This is a genomic window from Paenibacillus sp. Negev47 (assembly GCF_058313655.1).
This window is the reverse complement of the sequence record NZ_CM177754.1, coordinates 268,984-291,311: the sequence shown is the minus strand read 5'-3', so window position 1 is coordinate 291,311 and position 22,328 is coordinate 268,984. Positions and strand designations below refer to the sequence as shown.

Sequence of the window (22,328 nt, the reverse complement as noted above, 5' to 3'; positions counted from 1 at the left end):
GTCTTCATCCTTTTTCACCGTCCAGCCACAGATTTAATTGCTCGTCGGTCTCTATGCGCGGCAGCGTAATGGTCACTTCCACACCACCCGACTCTCCATCACTCAGTTGAACGCCATATCTCTTCCCGCAATACAGCTGAATGCGCTGATGTACATTCCGTACACCGATACCACACGTATCTTCCAGCTCCCAGCCTTCCGGTAAACCTTGCCCATTATCCGCGATACGAATAACGATATCTGAGTGAGAGTCTTCTGCTTCGTGCATATGCACCTGAATTCGAAGTGTGCCTTCTTCGGGATGCCCGTGCATAACGGCATTTTCGATAAAGGGCTGCAAAATGATCTTGGGAATGTAACAGCCGCGAATACGCGGATCAATCTGTTCCTGATATTGAATAGAGAAGGGTAGACGCTCTGACTGAATGCTGACGTAGCAACGTGCATGCTCCAACTCATCCCGCACCCGAATAAACAATCTCCCTCCACTCAATCCGATCCGTAACAGCTTGCTGAGTTGTACAATCATGCGACTGATGTCTTTGGCTTCGTAATCTAGTGCACGCCAGTGGATCATGTCGAGGGTGTTATATAGAAAATGGGGTTTGATCTGAGCCTCAAGCAAGCCCGTCTGGGCTTCCCGCTTGGCACGGCTCTCATCCTTCACCTGTTCCATCAGCGTCGTGAGTTGTGAAGCCATGTGATTGAAGCCATAAGCCAAGTGGGCGTATTCCTCCGTAAAAGACAACTGAACCCGGGTATTGAAATCCCCTTTCTCCAATTGTCTCATCCGCTTGATCAATTGGCGTAGAGGACGAATAATCCGCCGCACGAAGAGATACGCGAGTACTGCCGAGAATAACAACCCCAGCACCGCAATTCCGAAGATCTGCCATCCTGCTTGCCTGACTGGAGATAAAAGCATATGAACCGGGATCGCCTGCACCAGACGCCACTGAAGCATGGCTGGTCTGGAATATAGCACAAGCTGTGAACCACCGGACTGACCGGAGACCACTTCGAATCCGTCTTCTCCACGCTGGACGTGTTCCTGAATCCAGGCACTGTCTACTATAGAAGAAGAATCTCCATCTCCACCACTTGTATTAGAGTCATCTGGCCACTTAGATCCCTCAACGGGATTAGATTCCCCCATCTGCATGACGACTTTGCCAGCCGTGTCCACCAGCAATACCTTTCCATCCAATACCATAGGCATATCCGCAAACCTGCGTACAATGTCAGCACGACTCAGTCGAATGAGCACATAGGCTACCGTACCCCCTCGGCTGTCAAAGATTCGCTGGGCGTACCCGATTAATGATTGACCAGATTCATTCTCGCGCAAAGGTACCCATGCTGCATCTGCCTGCTCCAGTGCATCGAACCAGGAATCACCGGATATCGTGTCTACCGGGAAGATGCGATCAGGCATGGTGACAGCAACACCGTTAAATGCATCCGTGTACAACTCTATAGAAGTAATGCCTTCACTGACGACCAGCGTATGATCCAATATGCGGGATACTTCCCGCCGTTGATGAATCTGCGAAAGTCTCCCTGTCTCCATCGTTTCGAGCAAACTGGACAGTTCCCGATTGCTTGCCAAAGCGTAGGCATTGCCCGTTACACTTGTGATGAAGTCAAATCCCCGTCGTGTGCTCTCGTTCAGAAGAGCCAGACGTGCTTTGCTAATCTCGGCAAAGGTGACTGCTGAGAAAGACTGATATGCCAGCCAGACCACAACCGAGACTAGCAGGAGATTAAACGCAATAAAGCAAGTCACCATCAATGTGGAGAGCTTGCTTTGTTGCAGCTTTTGATTAATAAATGAAGACCATCTTCCTTTCCGCATGCGAAAATCAACTCGTTTCGTCTTGGAATTACCCTTTGAGTCCAGAGGTTGCGATTCCTTCCACGAAGTACTTTTGACACACGATAAATACGATAAAACATGGCACCAGCGACAATACCGACATCGCAAACATTGGACCCCAATCGGATTGAGAGCTGGAATCAAGGAACAAACGCAGACCTAACGGCACTGTATATTTGCTCACGTCGCTCAGGTAGATCAACTGACTGAAGAAGTCGTCCCATGTCCACAAGAACGTGAAAATCATCGTAGTGACCAGTGCTGGGAAAGCCAGTGGAATGATGATTTTGGTGTATATTTTCACAGGACCGCATCCATCAATGGTAGCTGCCTCATCCAACTCTTTAGGCAATCCCCGGAAGAACTGCACCATGAGAAAAATGAAGAATGCGTCCGTCGCCAGCCATTTTGGCACGACGAGAGGCAGATACGTATTCACCCACTCCAGGTGGTTGAAAAGGATATACTGCGGGATCAGCGTCACATGATGTGGCAGCATGATCGTCATGAGCATCAGGCCGAAGCAGATGGCTTTGAAACGAAAATTCAGTCGGGCGAAGGCATACGCCGCCATAGAGCAAGAGATGACATTGCCCAGCACAGCTCCAAGCGACAGGATGACAGAGTTGGTCAGGAAGCGGGAGAACGGATTACCCTGAATCCCCGACCAGCCATTCATGTAATTTTGCCAATTCCATTCCTGCGGCCAGAACCAGGTCTCTGTAAAGATCATATGTCCCGGTTTGAACGAGCTGCCCAGCATCCAGAGAATCGGATAGAGCATGACAAAGGCGATGCCTGAGATCAGCACATGTTTGCCGAAGACCCATGCTGTGGAGTTCCGTTGTCCAATCATGATTTTCCACCATCCTCATAGTGCACCCACAGCTTGCTGCTGCGGAATACGAGCAATGTAAATACGCCAATCAGGATCACCAGCACCCAGGCCATCGCGGAAGCATAGCCCATCTGAAAGAACGAGAATCCTTTTTTGTACAGATACAGGGAGTACATTAATGTTGAATTCACTGGCCCTCCGCTACCATTACTGATGACGAAAGCCTGCGTGAACGATTGAAAGGACGTAATCAGCTGCATGACGAGATTGAAGAAGATGACGGGTGACAGAATCGGCAACGTTATATAGAAGAATCTCCGCAGAGGACCTGCACCATCTACGGCTGAGGCTTCATCATATTCGGGTGGAATCTGCTTCAAGCCTGCCAGGAAAATAATCATCGACGATCCGAACTGCCACACGGATAACAGCACGATGGAGTACAGGGCATACTTCGGATTCGCAACCCAATCGGGAGCTTTAATGCCTACCATGGCAAGAACACTATTGAGCAGCCCATCCCCACCCAGCATTTTACGCCACAACATCGCAATTGCCACGCTACCCCCAAGCAATGTCGGGATGTAATACACCGTCCGGTAAATACCGAGCCCTCGAATCCCTTTGTTGAGCAGCATGGCTACCAGTAGCGCAAAGATCAATTTGACCGGTACGGATACAGCGACATACGTGAATGTGACTTTGAGCGACTGGGTAAACAGTTTATCCGATGTAAACATCGTAGTGTAGTTATCCAGACCGACCCAGGAAGGGGCGGCCAGGATACTGTAATCGGTGAACGAAATGTACAAGGATACCAACATGGGACCCAGGGTTAGAAATAACAATCCGACAAGCCATGGGGCGAGAAACAGAAGCGCTGCTCCATTGTGGGCATATCTCCGTTTCACCCGCTGGCTAGCCACACGCTCGATTCGGGCTTGACTGACCTGTGATGTCGTCATCTTCGCAACCTCCCCGCAGAATTAGAAGTCTGGAACGGTTTCAATGGTTTATTGACTCGATCCAAGCGTAGCCTTCGCTCCTTCAATAAACTGTGCAATCACATCCGGAGTACTGCCTTGACCGAAGGCGATCTGCTCGCTTGCGCTCTTGAAACTCGTGTCCACTTCAGCAAATCCTTGCGGGTATGGCGGGTCAATCTCACTGGAATGTTTCGATACAGTATCGATAAATTGGAAAATAGTTTGCTCCGCTTCCGGCAGCGTAGGCTGCATCTGTTCACGAATGCTGGAATTGACCGGCACCCCACGTTCAGAACCGAGAATGGCAGTTGCTTCTGGATCATTCACCATGAAATCGATGAACATGGCCACTTCTTTCGGATGTTTTGTTTTGCCATAACCGGATAGGAACTGACCTGGCTTCAGGTATTCGCCAATTTGCTGCTCGTTAACACCATGCGGAAGCACTTGTATGCCCAGTTTATGATCCTGGTTTTTGTTCACTTGCTGGAATGTCAGTAGCTGGTTGGACCATGCAAAATCCATAGCGGCTGTGCCCAGTGAAATTGGACGTGTCTCCAGTGCGTTGGTTGTGGATGCCGTTATCTCCGCTGTGGTCACTCCACCATTCTCACGAAGTGCACCCCACATGTCGAACCATTGTTGAAGCTCCTCGCTGGTAGCGGTCATCGTGCCACCGTCAAACAATCCTTTCCCGGACTGTCGGATAAATACCTCAAACATATTCGTTGTACCGGAAATGTCTGCAGATCCGTAGAACCCCTCACCTTTGGCTGCGGCGATCTTGGTCGCAATATCCCCAAAATCCTTCCATGTCCAGCTCTCTTGTGGTTCTTCTATACCTAATTCCTGAAATACGGTAGCGTCATAGATGACACCTGGTGCGTTAACTCCGAGGGTAATCGCATATAATTTATCGTCAATCGAACCGGCTGTAATCATGCTCTGATCGTGATCCTCTGTCCGCAGCTCTTTGCTCTCTGCAAATGGGGTCAGGTCAAGCAAGGCACCACGCCGGGCAAAGTCAGTCAGAAAGGCGTAATCCATCTGGATGATATCCGGTGCATTCGAACCGGCTACCTGTGTAGTCAACTTGTCAAAGTAACCGTCCCAACCGGAATATTCAGGCTTAATGGTGATTCCCGGATGTTTCTCTTCAAACAATTGGATCACTTTGGTCGTCAGATCATGTCTAGTCTGTGATCCCCACCAGGTCATGCGCAGTTCAACCTTACCTGATGGATCTCCTTCACTTCCACTTGCTTCTCCAGAAGAAGATGGTGTATCGGTGGCCCCTCCAGAACAGGCTGTAGCGAACAATAACAGGGACAGGCAGAACAGGGTTACCCACTTTTTTGTAATCATCATAAATGAATTTCCTCCCCTTCTTGCATCTATGGAATCGCTTACAAAACCTATTGTATCGGTCCATTGCTGCACATGACATAAACAAAAGTAAGCTTTCCTGTCAAAAAAGTAAGGAGTTACAGGAATCAAAAACCACCAGGAATGATATTCCCGGCGGCTTAGTTCCCGTATCGGTATGATTACGGGTATACATCCATGATACGTGAAGAAGAAGATAGCGGGTTGATATGGAACGAAAGTATGAAAATCAGATGGAGTGCGTGGCGGCAGGTGAAGTCACCTTGTGATCAGCCAAATGATTCTTCATTTTTGCAACCTCAGTTCCTGCCAGCATCATAATGCCTATTCCGTGATTGTCATTGGTGACGGTACGCAAGTCCTGATCATAATACTCTGCCGTAAACGCATATCTCGAACCGCTGCACACGCCATGCACATTCCCTTGACGATCAATCGCTTTGCAGATGAGTCCCTTCCATGCCCGCTGGGCAGCTGTGACGTAAACTTCAGGGTCTTTGAACCAGCCAAAACGCACACCACGCGCAAAGCCATAGGCAAACATGGCTGTACATGAGGCTTCTTCATATGTCTGCGAGTCATTCAACACCTGATGCCATAACCCGCTTTCCCCTTGAAGCGCTGCGTACCCTTCACACAGCTCATTGAAGAAATCTATTAAGGCTGGGCGCTCAGGATGCTCCTTCGGCAAAGCTTCCAGCACTTCCGTCAACGAAAACAGTGTCCAGCCGTTTCCCCGTCCCCATGGAATCTGCGTTGCCTGTCCGTATTTGAAGTCATATACATGAGACATAATCTTGAACTCAGGCATGAACAGATATTTCCGATACAATAAAAACTGTCTGGCGGCTTCATCCAGTGCGGATGAGCTTCCCGTCACACGGGCATAACGAACGAGAAACGGCGTGCTCATATAGAGGTCATCTGCCCACATGGTATTCTCGGCATACTCCCCTACGCATGTGCGATAAAACGCACCATCCTCCTGTCGTTCCAAACGGGAAAGCATGAAATCAGCAATCCGTTCAGCAATCGGAAGAAACGTTGGTTCACGGCACTCGGAGTACGCCTCCAGCATGGCTGAACCAAAAGAACCGCAGTTATCCAGCATTTTTAGCATGACCAGTTGTTGATTAACTGCCGGGAAACCATACTGCTCCCGATCCCATAATGAGTATTCATACATCTGAGTACATGCCTGCACATGCTCAGCCGCATAACGCGTAATGTCCGGTCTTTGCAAATAACGCCCCGTCCGTAATAGACCATATACAGTGACACCCAATGGATAATCCCAGCGGCCATAATTGGTCACACTGCCCACTGTCCATTTGTTGCTTAACATGGCGTTTTCATAATAGGGTCTGATCCAAGCATCCGGGCGATCCAGGCGCCAATATGTCTGTTCTAGCCCGGTTTGGTACACTCGGTCCGTTCGGGTCATATCCTGCAAACCTGGTTCAACCCCCGACTCAAAAGGCCCAACATATAACCAGGACTCTCCAGTAGCACCATGCACACGCTGAGGAAGTTCAAGTGAAAGCGGCTTACCCGAAACGGTTGCATTCAAATTAAAATGCCAAGGTCCAGCCGTATCGTTGCACTCACTTCGGACAAGCAGGTCACTCCGTCCAAAAGAGACTAGTATATCCACTTCGAACGTACCCGCCTCCTTCACCTGTGCCACAGGCTTGCCGCTAATCCATATGCTTAGAGAACCCGAAGATTGACCTGACAATCGCACTGGACTCCCGGTTGAATCGTTATTGTTCAGATGGGTCCAGGCATAAGCATGCCGACCTGGAAGATGCCCATATATTCGTTCAAGGGCTGGTTTGGAATCATCCTGATCAGACCAGCCTGTCTCAGGCAGCCACTTCAAGCTGGAATCTGCTGCTTTTCCAAGCAGGTCTGGTTGCTTACTCGCGGCCCGGTTCGGTTGGGAGAATACCCACCCCGCTTGTCCCTGTCTCTCCTGAAACGGAGCTAAGACGTTCAAAATGCGCACTTTACCTTCATCTGACCCGAATTGACAGCCGAAGCCAGCAGGCGTGTTTTTCATTTCCAGCCAAATGGTGTTCCAACCGGGCTTGATGTCGATGCTGAGCTTCACCGTGGCGTCCGGACTGATCTCATCTATTACTGTAGAGCGATAAACCAACTGTTCATTGAAGTAGAAACGAACAGGCCCATAACAGCGGACCAGTACATCCAGATTTCGGTCCTCATCCCCCCAGACCAGTGCAGCTGCGTAGGATATATGGTCTTTAGGTGCATCAGGAAAGCGTTTACCTAAATTTAGATCATAAAGCCCTTTTTCATTTTGCAAAATACCAGACTTCTGAAATACCCGATATACAAAATCAGCCTGTGCGTTGGCTCCAATATACCTCTCGGCCAGTACCTTCAGTACCTGATCCTGATCTTCTCCAAATCGGTAATACATGCTCTGCGGTTCACTGAAATAGGTCGTCATCGATGGCACACATCCCTCTCCCGTTGAAATAAATTCTTATATCATTGCATTCATACCATCCACACTGGAGCACCATATGCATCAATAAAGTATAGCGCTTAACCCAGGTGGGTAATCCCCTTACCGGGGAATAGGTATGTCCCTTGGTTATCTTCTGAATAGTCGAATAATAATCCCAGTATAACTGACATGTTCGGTGGTGGCTACAGATTTTTGATTACGCTTACAATTGTGTTGAATTTAGTCGCCTTGTCTCTCCAGGTTAACTTAAATTTAAACAATGGTTTAAAAACGAGAAAACGTTACCGATATAAATACTTGATTGAAAAACTCCACTTTTTGTATCGGGAAGGAAAGATGCACATTGAATACTCTTGAATCTCTGGTAAATGCTATGCCTTTTGTTAGCCAAATGTTCCGTGACGACATATCCATATCCATTAATGATCATGAGAAAGTATTGTATTTTTCCGAGGCAAAAAGTCTGGAGATTGGCGTGAAGGTTGGGGATGAGCTGCACGATGATTATAAAAATTTCAAAATGCTCACCAACAAGGATTCCCGTACCGTGGCACGCATGCCTGGTGATTTGCAAGGCAGACCCTTTGACGCCATCCTGATTCCTATTAAAGAAAACGATCAGGTCGTTGGTATATTGGGTGTAAACTACGCACTGGATAGCCATATGACCCTCGAAAATCTGATTCGTGAAAATGAAACAACCATTAATGCTCTCGTTGGAGGCATTCAGCAGATTGCTGCACATTCCGAAGAACTCTCCGCGACCTCGGAAGAGATTCTGCGCAATTCCAAAAAAGCTTCCGAAAACTCGGTCAGTGTGAGTAAAGTAACGAATGTCATCCGTGAAGTATCCGAACAAACCAATCTGCTTGGACTCAACGCCATGATTGAGGAAGCTCGTGTTGGCGATCAGGGAGCTGGCTTCGGCGTGGTGGCCAGTGAAGTACGCAAGCTGTCGGATCATACGAAACAAGCAGCAGCTGATATTGAATCATCACTCGGCAGTGTACAAGAATCCATGAAACATATGGAGCAGGAGATCGGTCAGATTACAACCGCAACGGTGGATCAGGCCAAGCTCGTTACCGAATTCATGGAAAGTATTGAACAGCTTAGCGAGACAAGTGCGAATCTGAAAAAGTTTGTACATCAGATGCTGGCACTCGAGTAACAATTCAGTTCCACAACAGAAAAAATGAACCATATAACATGTACATAGGAAATTTATTTTGGATGGAAAAAGCCTCCGGCTACACTTCCCTTTACAGGAAGTCAGCGGAGGCTTTGTTTCGTATTTGCGGTGATATCCCATTTATAGTCAAATGGCTGTTATATCTCTACAGCAACGCCGTAATGGTCGGACACGACCGGTCCATTTTTACCGTTCAGGACCACGGTGGAAGACTTGGCCTGGATTGGACGATTGGAGAAGATATAATCGATCCGCAAATCACGTTTATTATCTGCCCAGCCGGCTATGGCCTTCACCACGGTTGCTCCATCATCCTTTTGCAATGCTGTGGTATACAGGTCGTTCCAACCTTTGCTCATCATATAATCATAGCCTTCACCACGTACCTCAGCGACATTGTTGAAGTCACCCATCATATATAACGGCTGATCCATGTAGGGAGCAAGCTTGCTCTCCGTCAAGTCCCACTGTCCCTTGAACGGTTCCTGCGCATCATCCCACCAGTTGTAGTGTCCATTCACAAACCAGGTTGCTTCCCCTTGGACGACTGTCTGGATTCCCACAATCTTGCGTGTGCGGTAATTATTATAATCCCTCATATGAGACACGTATTCTCCAAAAGCCTGCTTAATCGGCGTCCGGCTAAGGATCGCCAGTCCTTCATCGTATTTACCGAACCCGACATGGGCGGGAATCCACGTCCAGTAATATTGCTCTGTCAGCTGCTGAAGCAGGACGTAGGCATAGTTATCTTTTTTAATCACAGCATCCGATTCAGTAGCATAATACATCTTCAGTTCTTCTTCAGAAAGCGCCGCTTCCTGCATGGATTGGTTGACCTCCTGCATGGAGATCACATCGAATTGATGTGTATTGATAAAATCAGCCAGCTGTCTGATCTTGTTCAGTTGATCCTCTTCCGCCCAAGCGTGTGTGTTTAACGTAAGTATTTTCATATGCTCTCTCCTGTTGTTTGTAGTATGACCGTTTCCTCGGCCTGAATCGTTCCTGATAGGAATACATACCATAAGCATACACAATATGGTGCATTCTTGCATGTCGGCCGCCAGCAGAACCGAAATGTTCATCCTGGTTCCTGTTGGTCTAAAATAACTTCAAATTCTTCATAACCCATGCACGAATTGGCTCATAACTGATATGATGGATACATCAAATTCACAACATGACGTCATAGACGTGGTGATTATTGAACCTATGTTTACCCCAGGAGATGGAATGATGAACATACCCAATAACATGAGAATGGATGATGCGCAGTGGCAACAATTGATTCGGGAAGTTGCAGAGCATTTTAACAACCTGACGATTATGCGCGGATTCCAATATTATAAACAGAAACGTGTCGGACCATTAACTTATTCCGAACAACAAGGGATTTCGGCCGTTGTACAAGGATCGGAAGAGTACGAGGTCACACTGAGCATGCAATCCCTGTCTACCAGTTATTGTACCTGCCCGGTGAGTTCCCTTTGCAAACATATGACTGCTGTATTGATGAGTTATGCCGAGCAACTGGAGCGACCTGTGCATGCCATTGTGAATGCGCACTCCAGTACCGCACTCAAACAAACGACTAAACCTGTCGGGGCCATATCCGCAGGACAATCCAGCTACGCAGATGCCCATCATGAAGAGCAGGATATGGATATTCCGGACAACCAATACAGCCAGATCAAGGAGCGTGCAACAGAACTTGCCGATCTCGAAATCTCGGAATGGCACGAACTATTCCACTCATGTCTGAGACGGCTGGGGACTGGCACAGCAAGCACATCCTACGTACAGGAAGCAACGGACGAGCTATATGCCATTAAACCAAGGCTGCTCGCTGCAATGGACCAACTTTTTGAACTGCATGTGCAGCTGCACCTTATGCGATTCTGTGTGCCTCCGTCCCGTAACTCCATCACGCATACCCCTGTGTACTTGAGCTACCCCGCCCAGCTCGCGGTGGATGCACTTCAGAAAGACATTGAACGGATCTTTAACCATCCTTTAGACCTGTCAGGTCTAAAGGGAAACAAGCTTGAACAACATTGGAACAGACTGGCCGAAACCTCGGCTTATTTACGTAAACAGATGATGTCGGAGACAGCCAGCATGATGTTCTTCACTCCGATCTATCGACAACTGTGGTTGAACTGGATTGTGCCTGAGCTTCAAGAGTCTCAGGACATGCTGAACTCGGAACAGGCCATATTAAATGATATAGAGCGCGGTATAATCGCCGCTTCTGCACCATCCCAATCAGGCGAAAGTGTCTTGAGTGGCGCTCAAGGTAGTACAAGTAGTAGCGATAGACCAAGCAAAGCCGTAACACTGCCCCTGCCACTGGTACTCGCGCAGAGCTGGATGCACTTCCATCTGGGGCAGGATGATCAGGCGTGGCAACGACTCGTCCATGGAAGCTCAGCCTATGGCATCCCGCCAGGAGATCTGTTGCATTTTCTCCATGTACTCGCAGATTCGGCTGAATGGAAGCGGCTGGGGGATTGGTTGGTACAACTGGGCCCCCTTCTGGCGAATCGGCGCAACTCACCTTTGAATGATTACATGCATCTATGGGATACGGCCATTCATCATCTGCCCGATGCAGAGAACCGCATGTGGGACACGCTTGTCAGTATGCTTCCCCACTCCCGCCCCGCCTACGAGGATGCCATGCATTCCCGCGGACAGTGGCGCAGGTGGATTGATTTTCAGCTGAGTACGGGAACGGAACCTCTCGAATTCCGCGTAGCGATGCTGCAACCAATCGAAAAAGATGCACCTGAGCTACTTCTCCCCTTCTATCATCAGGCAGTGGAGCGTTATATCGGACACAAAAACAGGGACGGATACAAAGCAGCCGTGAAGTTGCTGAAACGTCTGTCCAAAATCTATAAGAAATTAAAGCAAGAAGCGCACTGGGAGCAATTTATCACCACACTCGCTGTTCGTAACAGTCGGCTGCGCGCCCTGCAGGAAGAGCTTCGGAAAGGTAAACTGATCTCATGAGCTTAATTCATCCTTACACTGAAACGATTGAGGTTCACGTCGCTTTAACCGGATATGGCGATGCTTTGTTTTATGGAGCACTCAACACGCACCACTTTGTATCCGGACAGTCGCTTAAGCAGCGATTGTTCGCCTGGCATGTGCCTTCCTTCTACGGCACCGAACTGGAAGTTCGGCAGATTGAAGAGATTGAGCTGGTTGTTCTGCCAGCGGAAGAAGTGATTCCCTTCTTTGCAGAGATGCATACCCTGCTTCATATTGAATGGAAATGGGATGAGCAGGCGGAACATCTGATTCGACTAGCTCCAGCACTGGCATCCTCCATCGAGAAACGAAAATACGTACCCAGCTTTGAAGCCTACCGTGCAGGACAGCTTCAGTGGACTTGGGACCCGGATAGCTTGAAGAAGCAGGATCGAGCATCGCTTACCAAAGCGATTCAACAAACGGATGAGAGTTATGCCGAAGGACTTGGGGCGGCCTACTCCGCCTTCGTATTCCAACGCTGGTACAGTTCGGAAGAAGCTGCGACGGATCTGCGGCGTGAATTTCCGCAGTTGTTCCCAGAGCGCGGCTCTCTCCCTAAGACAGCAGGAATGGACGCCCAGTCCTGGCTCGTATCCATTGGTTGGAAGGCAGATGCAGCACCCTTCAGACCCATGTTGCAATTGCAGGAGCCAGACGATGATGAGCCATCATGGCGACTGCGACTGGTATTACAGAATAAGCTGGATGCCGCCGTATTGGTACCTGTCATGCTGGATTCGCGTGGCAGGCTTGAAGGGGAATGGCCCGAGGTATGGACACCGTTCATTCTGGATCGTTCCGCCGGGTGGCTGGATCAACTACGCGCACATCTGCCACGTCTTGGAAGCTCCATTAGCGGCAGGCGGGATGTGCTGAGTGATCCTTTGGGAGATCAGGAAGCCTGGCAGTTCCTGACGCAGGATAGCGGCCGGTTGCTCGCAGCCGGCTGGCAAGTTCTGCTCCCTGGTTGGTGGGAAGCAGCCCGTAAGAAGAAACCAAAGCTTCGCGCCAAGGTGCAGCCGGAGGAAGGCAGTGAGCGGGGACAGTCGTTCTTTGGACTGGACTCGATTATTCATTTTGACTGGCGAATTGCGATTGGTGATACGGATCTCAGTGAAGATGAATTCGCTGATCTGGTTGCCCGCAATGAACGACTGGTACGCTTCCGCGGAGAATGGGTCCCGCTCGACCCCGATCTGCTGGAACAGATTCGTCGGGCCATGGGCGGTGTAGATCGGGAACAGGGACTTTCGTTCCAGGATATTCTGCACCTGCATTTGCTGCATAATGAACAGCGCGAATATCGCAATCAGAAATGGAAGGAAGGACAGCAAACCGAGGAAGAGCAGCAACCACAGGATGATCAGAACATTCGGCTTGAGGTAGAGCTGAATGAGCACCTGAACCGGGTTATTGCACAACTCGGGGGCGGACAAGGCGGTGCACCATCCTTACCCATTCCGACAGGGCTTCATGCCGAGCTGCGATCGTATCAGAAGGAAGGTTTTGCATGGCTTGGATTTCTCCGCAGATTCGGACTTGGGGCCTGTCTTGCCGATGATATGGGGCTCGGAAAAACCATTCAATTCATCACGTATCTGTTACACATCAAGGATCATGAACCACGTAAGCCGGGACAAGCCCCGGTACTTCTGATCTGCCCAACTTCCGTACTGGGCAACTGGCAGAAGGAGATTAGCCGCTTCGCCCCCTCCATTAATGTCAGTCTGCATTATGGCGCACGCCGATTAAGTGGAGAAGAATTCCGGGAGCAGACCGAGCAGGTGGACATTATTATCACGTCCTTTGCTACGGCTACACTGGATCAGGAGATGTTGCAAACTTATACGTGGGCATGCATCTGCCTTGATGAAGCGCAGAATATCAAAAACGCCCAGACCAAACAGTCGCTGGCCGTCCGCAGTTTCCCGGCGAAACACCGCATTGCCATGACGGGTACGCCGATCGAGAATCGGTTGTCCGAGCTGTGGTCAATCTATGATTTTATCAATCCAGGATATCTGGGCAACGCCCGGGCATTCCAGACTCGCTTCATCAGTGCTATCGAAAAAGACAAAGATGAGCAGCGGATGCAGGACCTGCAGCAATTGGTGAAGCCGTTCATGCTGCGCCGGAAGAAAAAAGATCCGAATATCCAACTCGATCTGCCGGACAAAAACGAGATGAAGACCTACATTCACCTTACGGGTGAACAAAGTGCTTTGTATGACCAGTCCGTGCAGGCCCTGATGGATAAAATGAAAGAGCTGGAAGGCATCAAGCGCAAAGGTGCGATTCTATCGGCGTTAACCCAGCTTAAACAGTTGTGTGATCACCCTCTTCTGCTGACGAAAGAAGCTTTGCCGGAGGAACTACCCGAAGACGGCGCACTGACATCCTCTTATGACGTGTATAGCCCGCAGGATATGGCGATGTTGATCAGCCGCTCTGCGAAGCTGGAACGACTGATGGAGCTTGTGCGTGAATTGCGGGACGAAGGCGAGCGATGCCTGATTTTCACCCAATACATTGGTATGGGACAGATGCTGCAGCAGGTACTGCGTCAGGAGTTACAGGAACCTGTATTGTACCTGCATGGGGGTACGTCCAAAACGGCGCGGGATCGCATGATTGAGGAATTCCAATCCCGTACATTGCCTGAGGACAAGCAATCGTCCGTCTTCATTTTGTCCATCAAGGCAGGCGGTGTGGGATTGAATCTGACCGCAGCCAACCATGTCTTCCATTTTGACCGCTGGTGGAACCCTGCTGTTGAGAATCAAGCCACCGACCGGGCTTACCGAATGGGCCAAACCAAAGATGTTCAGGTGCATAAATTCATCTCTCTTGGCACATTGGAGGAGCGGATCGACGAGATGTTGGAGAGCAAGCAGCAGCTCAGCGATAACATCATCACAAGCTCCGAGAATTGGATTACCGAATTGTCGACAGACGAGTTGAAGGATCTGTTCACTCGGCGTCGTGACTGGTCTGGGTGACTCACAGGACAGAATCCGCAATCCAGCAAAGCTGTCGCCGAAAGTGTTAAACAATTGCTTGGTCTGTAAAATAAACCGATCGATCCCTCTCCTCCCCCCAGGAGATCATATAGATGAACAAAGCAAAACAGCACGTGATCCGTCATGACCTGACAGAACACGTGCTGTTTTTGCTAGTGATTTTCCTGTATAAGAGCTTCCGTCGCTGTTGTTCCAGCCAAACGCTTCACGATATAAGGCACGGTCACCGACGTCAGGATCACAGCAAATGCAATCTGAGCGATAGCTGTATCCACATAAGGCGCATACGCCGGATTGAATTCGGCAGCCATCGATGGCACCACCATAGACAATCCAGCAACCGAGCATGTCGCAGCCGCCGCGTAACCGGGCCGTCTTAGTATCGTGCGATCAATTCCAATGAGCGGCAGCATACAGATCAGCAAAAATATCACCGTTACCAGCAAGCCGGACATACTGGACTGAAATGCAATACGCAGATCAATATTGGACCCAAAGCTTGTGCCCAGAAAAGGCAGCAGAATCAATGTTCCCGGAGCGAACATCTTCTGTATATTGCTGTCCAGATTACCAAGCAATATGCCGATGAAGAAAGGCACCAGCGTAGCAAGTACACTGAGGTAATCGATACCGACGCCGCTTGCCGAATTCAATATCATGACCGGAATAACCGGTACGGCGATCAGATTCAGAATGCCAAACGCAGCACGATCCACATCATCTCCATACGTGTTCATCAAGGCCAGATATAATCCCGGATTGCAACTGGTCAGAACAGCAATGAAGGCTACCGCTGACACTCCTCCAACCCCACTGATACCGAAAAAGTGTACAAACGCCCAGCCGAACAGGCAGCTGATGAGGATGCGTGAAATACAGAGCACTCCTGCTCTCTTCAATGTCACCAGAAGCTGTGACAAGTTAAGCTGTGTTCCTGATATCAGTAAAATCATACCGATCAGCACCATGGTACCTTTCGATGTGAACAGCGCTGTCGTTGGATCTCCGATCTGAAAGAACGATGGAAACATTGTGTTGATGACCGCGGCAGCCAGCATAGGAACAATCAGCAAGCCGCCGGGTATTTTTTTGATACGACCCAGAATATTCATGCTCTGTTACAGTTCTGCTCCGTTGGTACGGATCACATTCTGATACCAGAAGAACGAATCCTTACGATATCTTTCGAGCGTACCATTGCCATAGTCATCCTGATCTACATAGATAAATCCGTACCGTTTGCTCATCTCGGAAGTCCCTGAACTGATCATGTCGATGGGTCCCCACATCGTGTATCCCAACACTTCGACCCCATCGGCAATGGCGAGTCCCATCTGTTCGATATGTTTACTCAGGAAATCAATCCGGTACGGATCGTTGATCGTTCCATCTTCATTCAGTTTATCGTAGAAGCCTGAGCTGTTCTCCAGAATGAAGACTGGTTTTTGATACCGATCATAGACAAGATTAAGCGTATATCGCAGGCCAATCGGATCAATCTGCCAACCCCACTCGTTAGCGGGTAGATGCGGGTTTTTATATACACTGTGTACATTGCCTGCCGTTAATTCAAGCTGCTCCGTATCACTGCTGGATATCATGGAGTTGTAATACGACATCCCCACGAAATCAGCCGTGTGTGCGCGAATGCTATCCAGATCACCATCCTCGATGTTCAGCTGGATCTCCTTGTTTTTGAAATACGTTTTACTATAGTAAGGGTATTCGCCTTTATTAAGCACATCGAGATAGAACTGATTTTTCATCTGATCATCCTGCTGCATCTGAAGTGCATCCTCCGGCTTGCAAGTGTAAGGATACGTTGTGAAATACGCGACCATACTTCCGATCTTGTTATTCGCATCGATCTCATGTGCCATCTTGGTTGCTCTGGACGCAGCTACAAATTGATGATGCAGCCCCTGGAACAGCATTTCTTCATAATTCGGAGCATCATAATCAATGATTCCCAGCGTCTTGGCTGATGCTTTCACGCTCATGTTGATCTCGTTGAACGTCACCCAATATTTCACTTTGCCCTTGTAGCGATTGAACAGTACATCACAATAGTTCACATACAGATCGATCAGCTTGCGGTTATACCATCCTCCGAACTTGTCCATCAGTACAATTGGCGTATCAAAGTGACTGATGGTGATCAGGGGCTCCATACCATATTTTAGACATTCATCAATCACCTGATCATAGAACTTTAGTGCCTTTTCGTTCGGAGCAGCATCATCGCCACCCGGAAATACTCTGGCCCATGAAATCGAATAACGAAATACTTTGAAGCCCATCTCCGCGAACAAGGCGATATCCTCACGGAAAGAATGATAGAAATCAATCCCCCGGCGCTTCGGATATTTCACCGTATCCGGGTCATTCCTGGCCTCTTCAATCATCTCCCAATTCACTCTGATCTGCTTGGTCACTTTGCGGTCGTTCTTCTCGTTAAACTTCATCACTTCTGGAATGGTCAGGCTCTTGCCGTCCACATTATAAGCTCCCTCTGCCTGACAGGCAGACAGTGCACCGCCCCATAAAAAATCTTTTGGAAAATTGGAATTCGTCATTTTAGTTTCCTCCTGTTATTACGTGTTATTAAGGTCTTATTCGAGGTTTTATGGGATCAGCTTCATTAGCGCTTCGCTCTCCCGGATCGGTCCGCTGGTCGCTGTAGTCAGTACGTCTCCATATTGTTGCATATTGGTTACCACAATGGATGTAATCGTGTTATAACCTGCTGACGTAATGCCTTCTGGATCAAATTCCACCAATAAATCACCAGCCTTGATTGTCTGTCCCTGTTCGATATGGGCGTCAAAATATTTCCCTTTCAGACTAACGGTATCCACCCCGATATGGATCAGGATCTCGACACCATTCGCTGCCTTCAATCCGATGGCGTGTTTGGTGCGATAAAGTGCTTCGACTACCCCGTCAAATGGAGCGTATACCTTGCCATCTGTCGGAACAATCGCAATACCTTTACCCATTAACTCTTGGGCAAATGCTTGATCTTCCACTTCAGAGATCGGTTTGATCTCCCCTGTCATTGGACTAACGATAAGCATGTCAGAGGATATGGATGTCTGTGATGATACTGACCCTGGAGCTACCTCTGTGACAACGGCTGTTGGATTGTCATTTACCTTATCCGTAGCTTGTTGCTGTTTGGCTCCTTCTGTACCTTCCTTGATGCCTGCCATCAACGTGAACACAAAGCCGAGTACAACTGCGGCAATACAACCAATAACGACATACATGTAACGATCAGATGTATACGTGCCAATTGCCAATACACCTGGAAGTGAAATTGCATTCGCTGTTGTATGCACCAAGCTGTAGAATCCACCGACTAATCCACCTGCAAGACAACCTGCGAAAAAGGGACGTTTATATTTGAGCGTTACACCATAGATCGCCGGCTCGGTAATCCCGAACAACGCGGTGAATCCACTCGAAGCAGCCGCTGATTTCATCGTTTTACTCTTCGTCAGGACAAACACACCGAAGGCTGCTCCAGCCTGAGCCAAATTCGCCGCTAATGCTGTTGGTAACAACACGGTTGCGCCCAGTGTAGCCACTTGTTGAACCTGAATAGGCATGATGGCATAGTGCATACCGAACATGACCATAATCGGTTTGAAAAATCCAAGAATCGCACCAGCAAGAACACCTGCGGTGGAGAACAATGAGTTAATACCATTGGTCAACCAGTCACCAATATATGATCCTACTGGGCCAAGCACGATTAGTTCCACTGGAATCATAATAAACAAAACAATCATTGGGGTAAGCAGGACCTGCAGAAACTTGGGAATCACTCGATTGACGATTGGATACACATAACTCATGATCCATACCGCCAGAATGATAGGAATGACGGAAGATGAATATTTCATCAACAGGATCGGCATGCCAAGAAAATCAATGCTGTTCACACCCGTCTCGGCAATCTGGGACGCAGCGTTCAGAATGATGGGGTGCATCAGCCCCGCAGCCAGAGCTACCGCCAAATAGGGATTGGTTTTGAAACGGTTTGCTGCACTAACAGCCAGGAAGAACGGCATGAAGTAGAAAATACAGTCCCCGATCATGTTAATGATCGTCAGAAATCCTGAACCCTCCAGATAGCCCATTGCAGCTATAACGGTGGCCAAACATTTGATCATCCCGCAACCCACAAGTGCTGGCAGAACAGGCGTGAATATACCTGCAATGGTTTCAAGTACTACATTGACAGGGTTACGTCTCTTTTTCGGTCCACGATCTGTAGACTCCGCAAGTTCGCCAATCTTGTCAGAAGTTAGATTCTTCACTTCACTGTATACCGCGTCTACTTTGGCACCGATAACAACCTGAATCTGTCCTCCGGAATTTTGTGCCTTAAGCACGCCTTCGAGCTGATCCAGCGCCTTGAGGTCTGCTTTGCTATCATCCTTCAATACGAATCTCAAACGGGTTGCACAGTGTGTCAGACCCGATATATTTTGCTCGCCGCCAACAAGCTCAAGTACGTTTTTCGCCAAGTCTTTGTTGTTCATGACCCTTCTCCTCTACATCAACTGAAATGGTTATATAAAAAATGACCAAGCCGGGGAATCGTCATTCCCTACGCTTGGTCATGCCTGATCGAATCAGTAACAGTCCATCATTGTTATGCAATTGGTTAGTTCGAGATTAATCGTTGGATATGCAGAATCAGATATAACTTTTCATCATCAGAACAGGTCCAGCCGTAATTATTTTTCAGGAAATCAGCAATCTTCTCCACACAAGCCAGTTCCTTCGGAAACTTCTCTTTGACCATCAGGAAAAGCGATTCATTCTCATCCTTGAGCGATGTACCACTCATCTGTCGCATGATGAAATATCTGATATGTGTCGCAAATCGCATAAAGTGAATAGAGTCTTCCTGAAAATCAATTTTGAGAGCATATTTGATCACAGACAGGATCTCGCCCGTAACTGTGGTTACCTTAGTGGTATCCGTCATCTCTCCCGAGCCAACCTGTGCATTAACAAAATGCAGAGCAATCAGTGTTGTTTCGGCTGTCGGCAGAGCAATATCCATTTTTTCCTGAATCAGCTTCAGCGCAGCCTCCCCCACCCGGGTCTCGTCCGGATAGAGTGTCCGCACTTCCCATTCCAGCGGATTTTTGATACTGATGCCTTCTCTGGTTCGGGTTAATGCAAAACTAATATGGTCAGACAGGGTGAGAAGCAGGTTCGGGTTAAATTGTTTATTCAGAATCTGACTGCCCAGCTTGATCACTTCCTCAGCGAGATAAATATCCTCAATCGGAATGCTGTTCAGCAGGTCATACATACGGATATTCTTCGGTGCTACGAAAATTTTCTCCACCAAGTCCGTCTCCGTCAGCTCATAAGGCGTTTTCAGAAATCCGACCCCTTTACCTACGACGAATACTTCTTCGTTGTTATCATTAATGGCAATCGCCACATTGTTATTCACTTTCTTAATAACCTTCAATGTCCTCACCCCCCGACGAAAATAAAAAAAGACCGAAAGCGATTACAGTTAAATAATCGAATTCGGTCATGCCTGGTTCGCCCAGTAACAGTCCGTGTTATGAATATATTTATTATTATATGCCTGTTCTTCAAAAAGTCAATCCGTCAATATCAGGAAAAGAATACGCTCTTCTCTGACTGAAGGGGACATGCCATAGGAATACGTCATATATAACAGCATCTTTTTCACTATAAAAAATAATTGTGACCATATAAGCCCACTGGAAGTCTAATTCATGTAAAAACAAACGGGGAGTTGAATCCCTATAACCCAAGAAAGGAGCTGCTATCCATGGATCCAACCGATCTCATTCATCAGGCGATATCCGGAGATCGCGATGCCTTCATCAGGCTCATCAGAGAAATTGAAAACTCTCTATACAATACGGCAAAATCCATGCTTCGAAAAGAGGAGGATGTGGCTGATGCCATTCAGGAGACGATTTTGAAAGCCTACAAATCACTCCATACGATTCGGGAACCTCACTATTTCAAAACGTGGATATTCCGTATCCTGATTAATGAATGCAACACGCTATTGTCCCGCCGCTCCCTCTCCACGTCTTATGCGGAGGTGCCTGCAAAGCAAGAGTCCTCCAGCCCCTTCGATGAGGTAGATATGAGAGAAGCCGTTGATCGGCTTGACGAACAAAAGAGAGTCGTCATCGTGCTGCATTATTTCGAAGATCTCTCCCTGCGGCAGGTAGCAGAGGCGCTCGATATATCCGAAAGCGCGGTAAAAATGCGATTAAGCCGTGCACGACAGGAGCTGTATCACAAATTCAAAAACTTTCGGGAGGTAAAACTACATGTCAAACCCGTTTAATATCGATCAAGAATTAAGAGAACAGGCGAAGGAGCGACCCGTCATGTCAGAAATGGTGCGCAATCGAATCGATGCCACGCTGGAATCACTGCCGGAAGCAACCATGCTGAATTCAGAACAATCTCGTAATCCTCGTCTTCGTAGAGGTCTGCGTCGTACAGCCGCAGCAACGATTGCAGCGGGAGTGTTAGGTATAACCGTCTTTGCCTCTGGATTTGTGTCTCCTGTCATGGCTGATTCTCTACGCAGCATCCCGCTGGTTGGCAGTCTCTTCAGCTCTATTGAAGCCGATATGGGATTACGCACTGCAGGAGACGAAGGTCTGACGAAATTCGTAAACAGCAATGTATCGTTCAAAGACGTGAAGCTGGAAGTGAAGGAGACCATATATGATGGTACTCGCGCAGCCTTTTTGGTTCATATCACTGCACCCAACCTGAAAAATGGTGAGTATGACAATGGCAAGGACATCGTGAAGCTTAGCGATGGAATGGATAATGTCTTTTTCAACGTCAATGGTACACGCCAGGAAGGCGGCTTATTCTACGGCCCTGCAGGGCAAACGCAGCCAGATACATTACTGTTCGAGCAAGTAATCCCCGCTAACCAAGCTGCTGCCGGACTGCCAGATCAGTTCAACGCTGAGGTCACATTCACTTTGCAGGGCATTGATCACGAATTTGAGCTGAGCATCCCGTTCACGAAAACGACTGAGGATATTCAGCATATTGAACCCAACGTCGTCGTCTCCAATGACCTGATTACCGCATCCGTTATGGAAGCTCAGGTTACGCCGATTACAACACGTCTATCCACGGTGATCTCACTTCATGGTAAGAGCATGCTAACGGCTAAAGATGAAGAGCAATTACGAAATATAGGGTTTGCAATTTTCGATGATCAGGGCCGGCAATTGACCGCATTAAGTGCGGAGGGCTTGTATTGGGGCAATCAATTAACATCTGAACGGATCTATGCCACCACTCCTGGCAACTCAACATATTTGGTCGTGAAGCCATTTGAGATTGAAGATGATTTTACGGAAGAGATTAAAGATCGGCAGTTCATCAAGGGGATGGACATGAAAATCGAGCTGAATCAACCGTAACCATCTATTCATA

Annotated in this window: 15 protein-coding genes; 5 read left to right on the top strand and 10 right to left on the bottom strand. The window is 48.3% G+C overall.

Features of this window, described 5'->3' with window-relative positions; genetic code table 11:
• Nucleotides 1–4: 4 nt before the first annotated feature.
• The 5 genes from AC4G47_RS01305 to AC4G47_RS01285 all read right to left on the bottom strand — a co-directional run bounded on the left by AC4G47_RS01305 (nucleotide 5) and on the right by AC4G47_RS01285 (nucleotide 7,562).
• The gene (locus tag AC4G47_RS01305; protein WP_491104422.1) at nucleotides 5–1,855 is read right to left on the bottom strand and encodes a cache domain-containing sensor histidine kinase; all 1,851 of its coding nucleotides are present in this window, start codon (nucleotides 1,853–1,855) and stop codon (nucleotides 5–7) included.
• A gap of 28 nt (nucleotides 1,856–1,883) precedes the next feature.
• Nucleotides 1,884–2,732 carry a carbohydrate ABC transporter permease gene (locus tag AC4G47_RS01300; RefSeq protein WP_458124949.1) on the bottom strand — a complete coding sequence of 283 codons (849 nt, stop codon included), beginning with the start codon at nucleotides 2,730–2,732 and terminating at the stop codon, nucleotides 1,884–1,886.
• Nucleotides 2,729–3,679 carry a carbohydrate ABC transporter permease gene (locus AC4G47_RS01295; protein WP_491104421.1) on the bottom strand — a complete coding sequence of 317 codons (951 nt, stop codon included), beginning with the start codon at nucleotides 3,677–3,679 and terminating at the stop codon, nucleotides 2,729–2,731. Before AC4G47_RS01295 ends, AC4G47_RS01300 begins: the two co-directional genes overlap by 4 nt.
• 48 nt (nucleotides 3,680–3,727) lie before the next feature.
• Nucleotides 3,728–5,068 carry an ABC transporter substrate-binding protein gene (locus AC4G47_RS01290; protein WP_491104420.1) on the bottom strand — a complete coding sequence of 447 codons (1,341 nt, stop codon included), beginning with the start codon at nucleotides 5,066–5,068 and terminating at the stop codon, nucleotides 3,728–3,730.
• 247 nt (nucleotides 5,069–5,315) lie between these two features.
• The gene (locus tag AC4G47_RS01285) at nucleotides 5,316–7,562 is read right to left on the bottom strand and encodes a glycoside hydrolase family 88/105 protein (protein WP_491106618.1); all 2,247 of its coding nucleotides are present in this window, start codon (nucleotides 7,560–7,562) and stop codon (nucleotides 5,316–5,318) included.
• Between the two features lie 364 nt (nucleotides 7,563–7,926).
• On the opposite strand from AC4G47_RS01285, the gene AC4G47_RS01280 reads away from it, so the two are divergent.
• Entirely contained in the window at nucleotides 7,927–8,754 is an 828-nt protein-coding gene (locus AC4G47_RS01280; RefSeq protein WP_491104419.1) for a methyl-accepting chemotaxis protein, read from the top strand.
• A gap of 158 nt (nucleotides 8,755–8,912) precedes the next feature.
• Here AC4G47_RS01280 and AC4G47_RS01275 read toward each other — a convergent pair whose 3' ends face one another.
• Nucleotides 8,913–9,731 carry an endonuclease/exonuclease/phosphatase family protein gene (locus AC4G47_RS01275; protein ID WP_491104418.1) on the bottom strand — a complete coding sequence of 273 codons (819 nt, stop codon included), beginning with the start codon at nucleotides 9,729–9,731 and terminating at the stop codon, nucleotides 8,913–8,915.
• A gap of 283 nt (nucleotides 9,732–10,014) precedes the next feature.
• Between AC4G47_RS01275 and AC4G47_RS01270 the strand changes: the two genes are divergently transcribed.
• Both AC4G47_RS01270 and AC4G47_RS01265 read left to right on the top strand, forming a co-directional pair.
• Nucleotides 10,015–11,793: an SWIM zinc finger family protein gene (locus AC4G47_RS01270; RefSeq protein WP_491104417.1), complete on the top strand. Its 1,779-nt coding sequence runs from the start codon at nucleotides 10,015–10,017 to the stop codon at nucleotides 11,791–11,793.
• Nucleotides 11,794–11,798: 5 nt separating this feature from the next.
• On the top strand, nucleotides 11,799–14,819 hold the full coding sequence (locus tag AC4G47_RS01265; RefSeq protein WP_491106617.1) for a DEAD/DEAH box helicase: 3,021 nt from the start codon (nucleotides 11,799–11,801) through the stop codon (nucleotides 14,817–14,819).
• 173 nt (nucleotides 14,820–14,992) lie between these two features.
• On the opposite strand, the gene AC4G47_RS01260 is transcribed toward AC4G47_RS01265, so the two are convergent.
• The 4 genes from AC4G47_RS01260 to AC4G47_RS01245 all read right to left on the bottom strand — a co-directional run bounded on the left by AC4G47_RS01260 (nucleotide 14,993) and on the right by AC4G47_RS01245 (nucleotide 20,349).
• Entirely contained in the window at nucleotides 14,993–15,952 is a 960-nt protein-coding gene (locus AC4G47_RS01260) for a 2-keto-3-deoxygluconate permease (RefSeq protein ID WP_491104416.1), read from the bottom strand.
• Nucleotides 15,953–15,958: 6 nt separating this feature from the next.
• Nucleotides 15,959–17,416 carry a glycoside hydrolase family 1 protein gene (locus tag AC4G47_RS01255; protein ID WP_491104415.1) on the bottom strand — a complete coding sequence of 486 codons (1,458 nt, stop codon included), beginning with the start codon at nucleotides 17,414–17,416 and terminating at the stop codon, nucleotides 15,959–15,961.
• Between the two features lie 48 nt (nucleotides 17,417–17,464).
• A complete protein-coding gene (locus AC4G47_RS01250; protein WP_491104414.1) occupies nucleotides 17,465–19,390 on the bottom strand; it encodes a beta-glucoside-specific PTS transporter subunit IIABC in 1,926 nt (641 codons plus the stop codon).
• A 125-nt stretch (nucleotides 19,391–19,515) separates the two neighbouring features.
• The gene (locus AC4G47_RS01245; RefSeq protein WP_310341871.1) at nucleotides 19,516–20,349 is read right to left on the bottom strand and encodes a PRD domain-containing protein; all 834 of its coding nucleotides are present in this window, start codon (nucleotides 20,347–20,349) and stop codon (nucleotides 19,516–19,518) included.
• A 324-nt stretch (nucleotides 20,350–20,673) separates the two neighbouring features.
• On the opposite strand from AC4G47_RS01245, the gene AC4G47_RS01240 reads away from it, so the two are divergent.
• Nucleotides 20,674–21,207, top strand: a complete 534-nt coding sequence (locus AC4G47_RS01240; RefSeq protein ID WP_458124941.1) for an RNA polymerase sigma factor — start codon at nucleotides 20,674–20,676, stop codon at nucleotides 21,205–21,207.
• On the top strand, nucleotides 21,191–22,315 hold the full coding sequence (locus AC4G47_RS01235) for a DUF4179 domain-containing protein (protein WP_491104413.1): 1,125 nt from the start codon (nucleotides 21,191–21,193) through the stop codon (nucleotides 22,313–22,315). Before AC4G47_RS01240 ends, AC4G47_RS01235 begins: the two co-directional genes overlap by 17 nt.
• Nucleotides 22,316–22,328 lie beyond the last annotated feature (13 nt).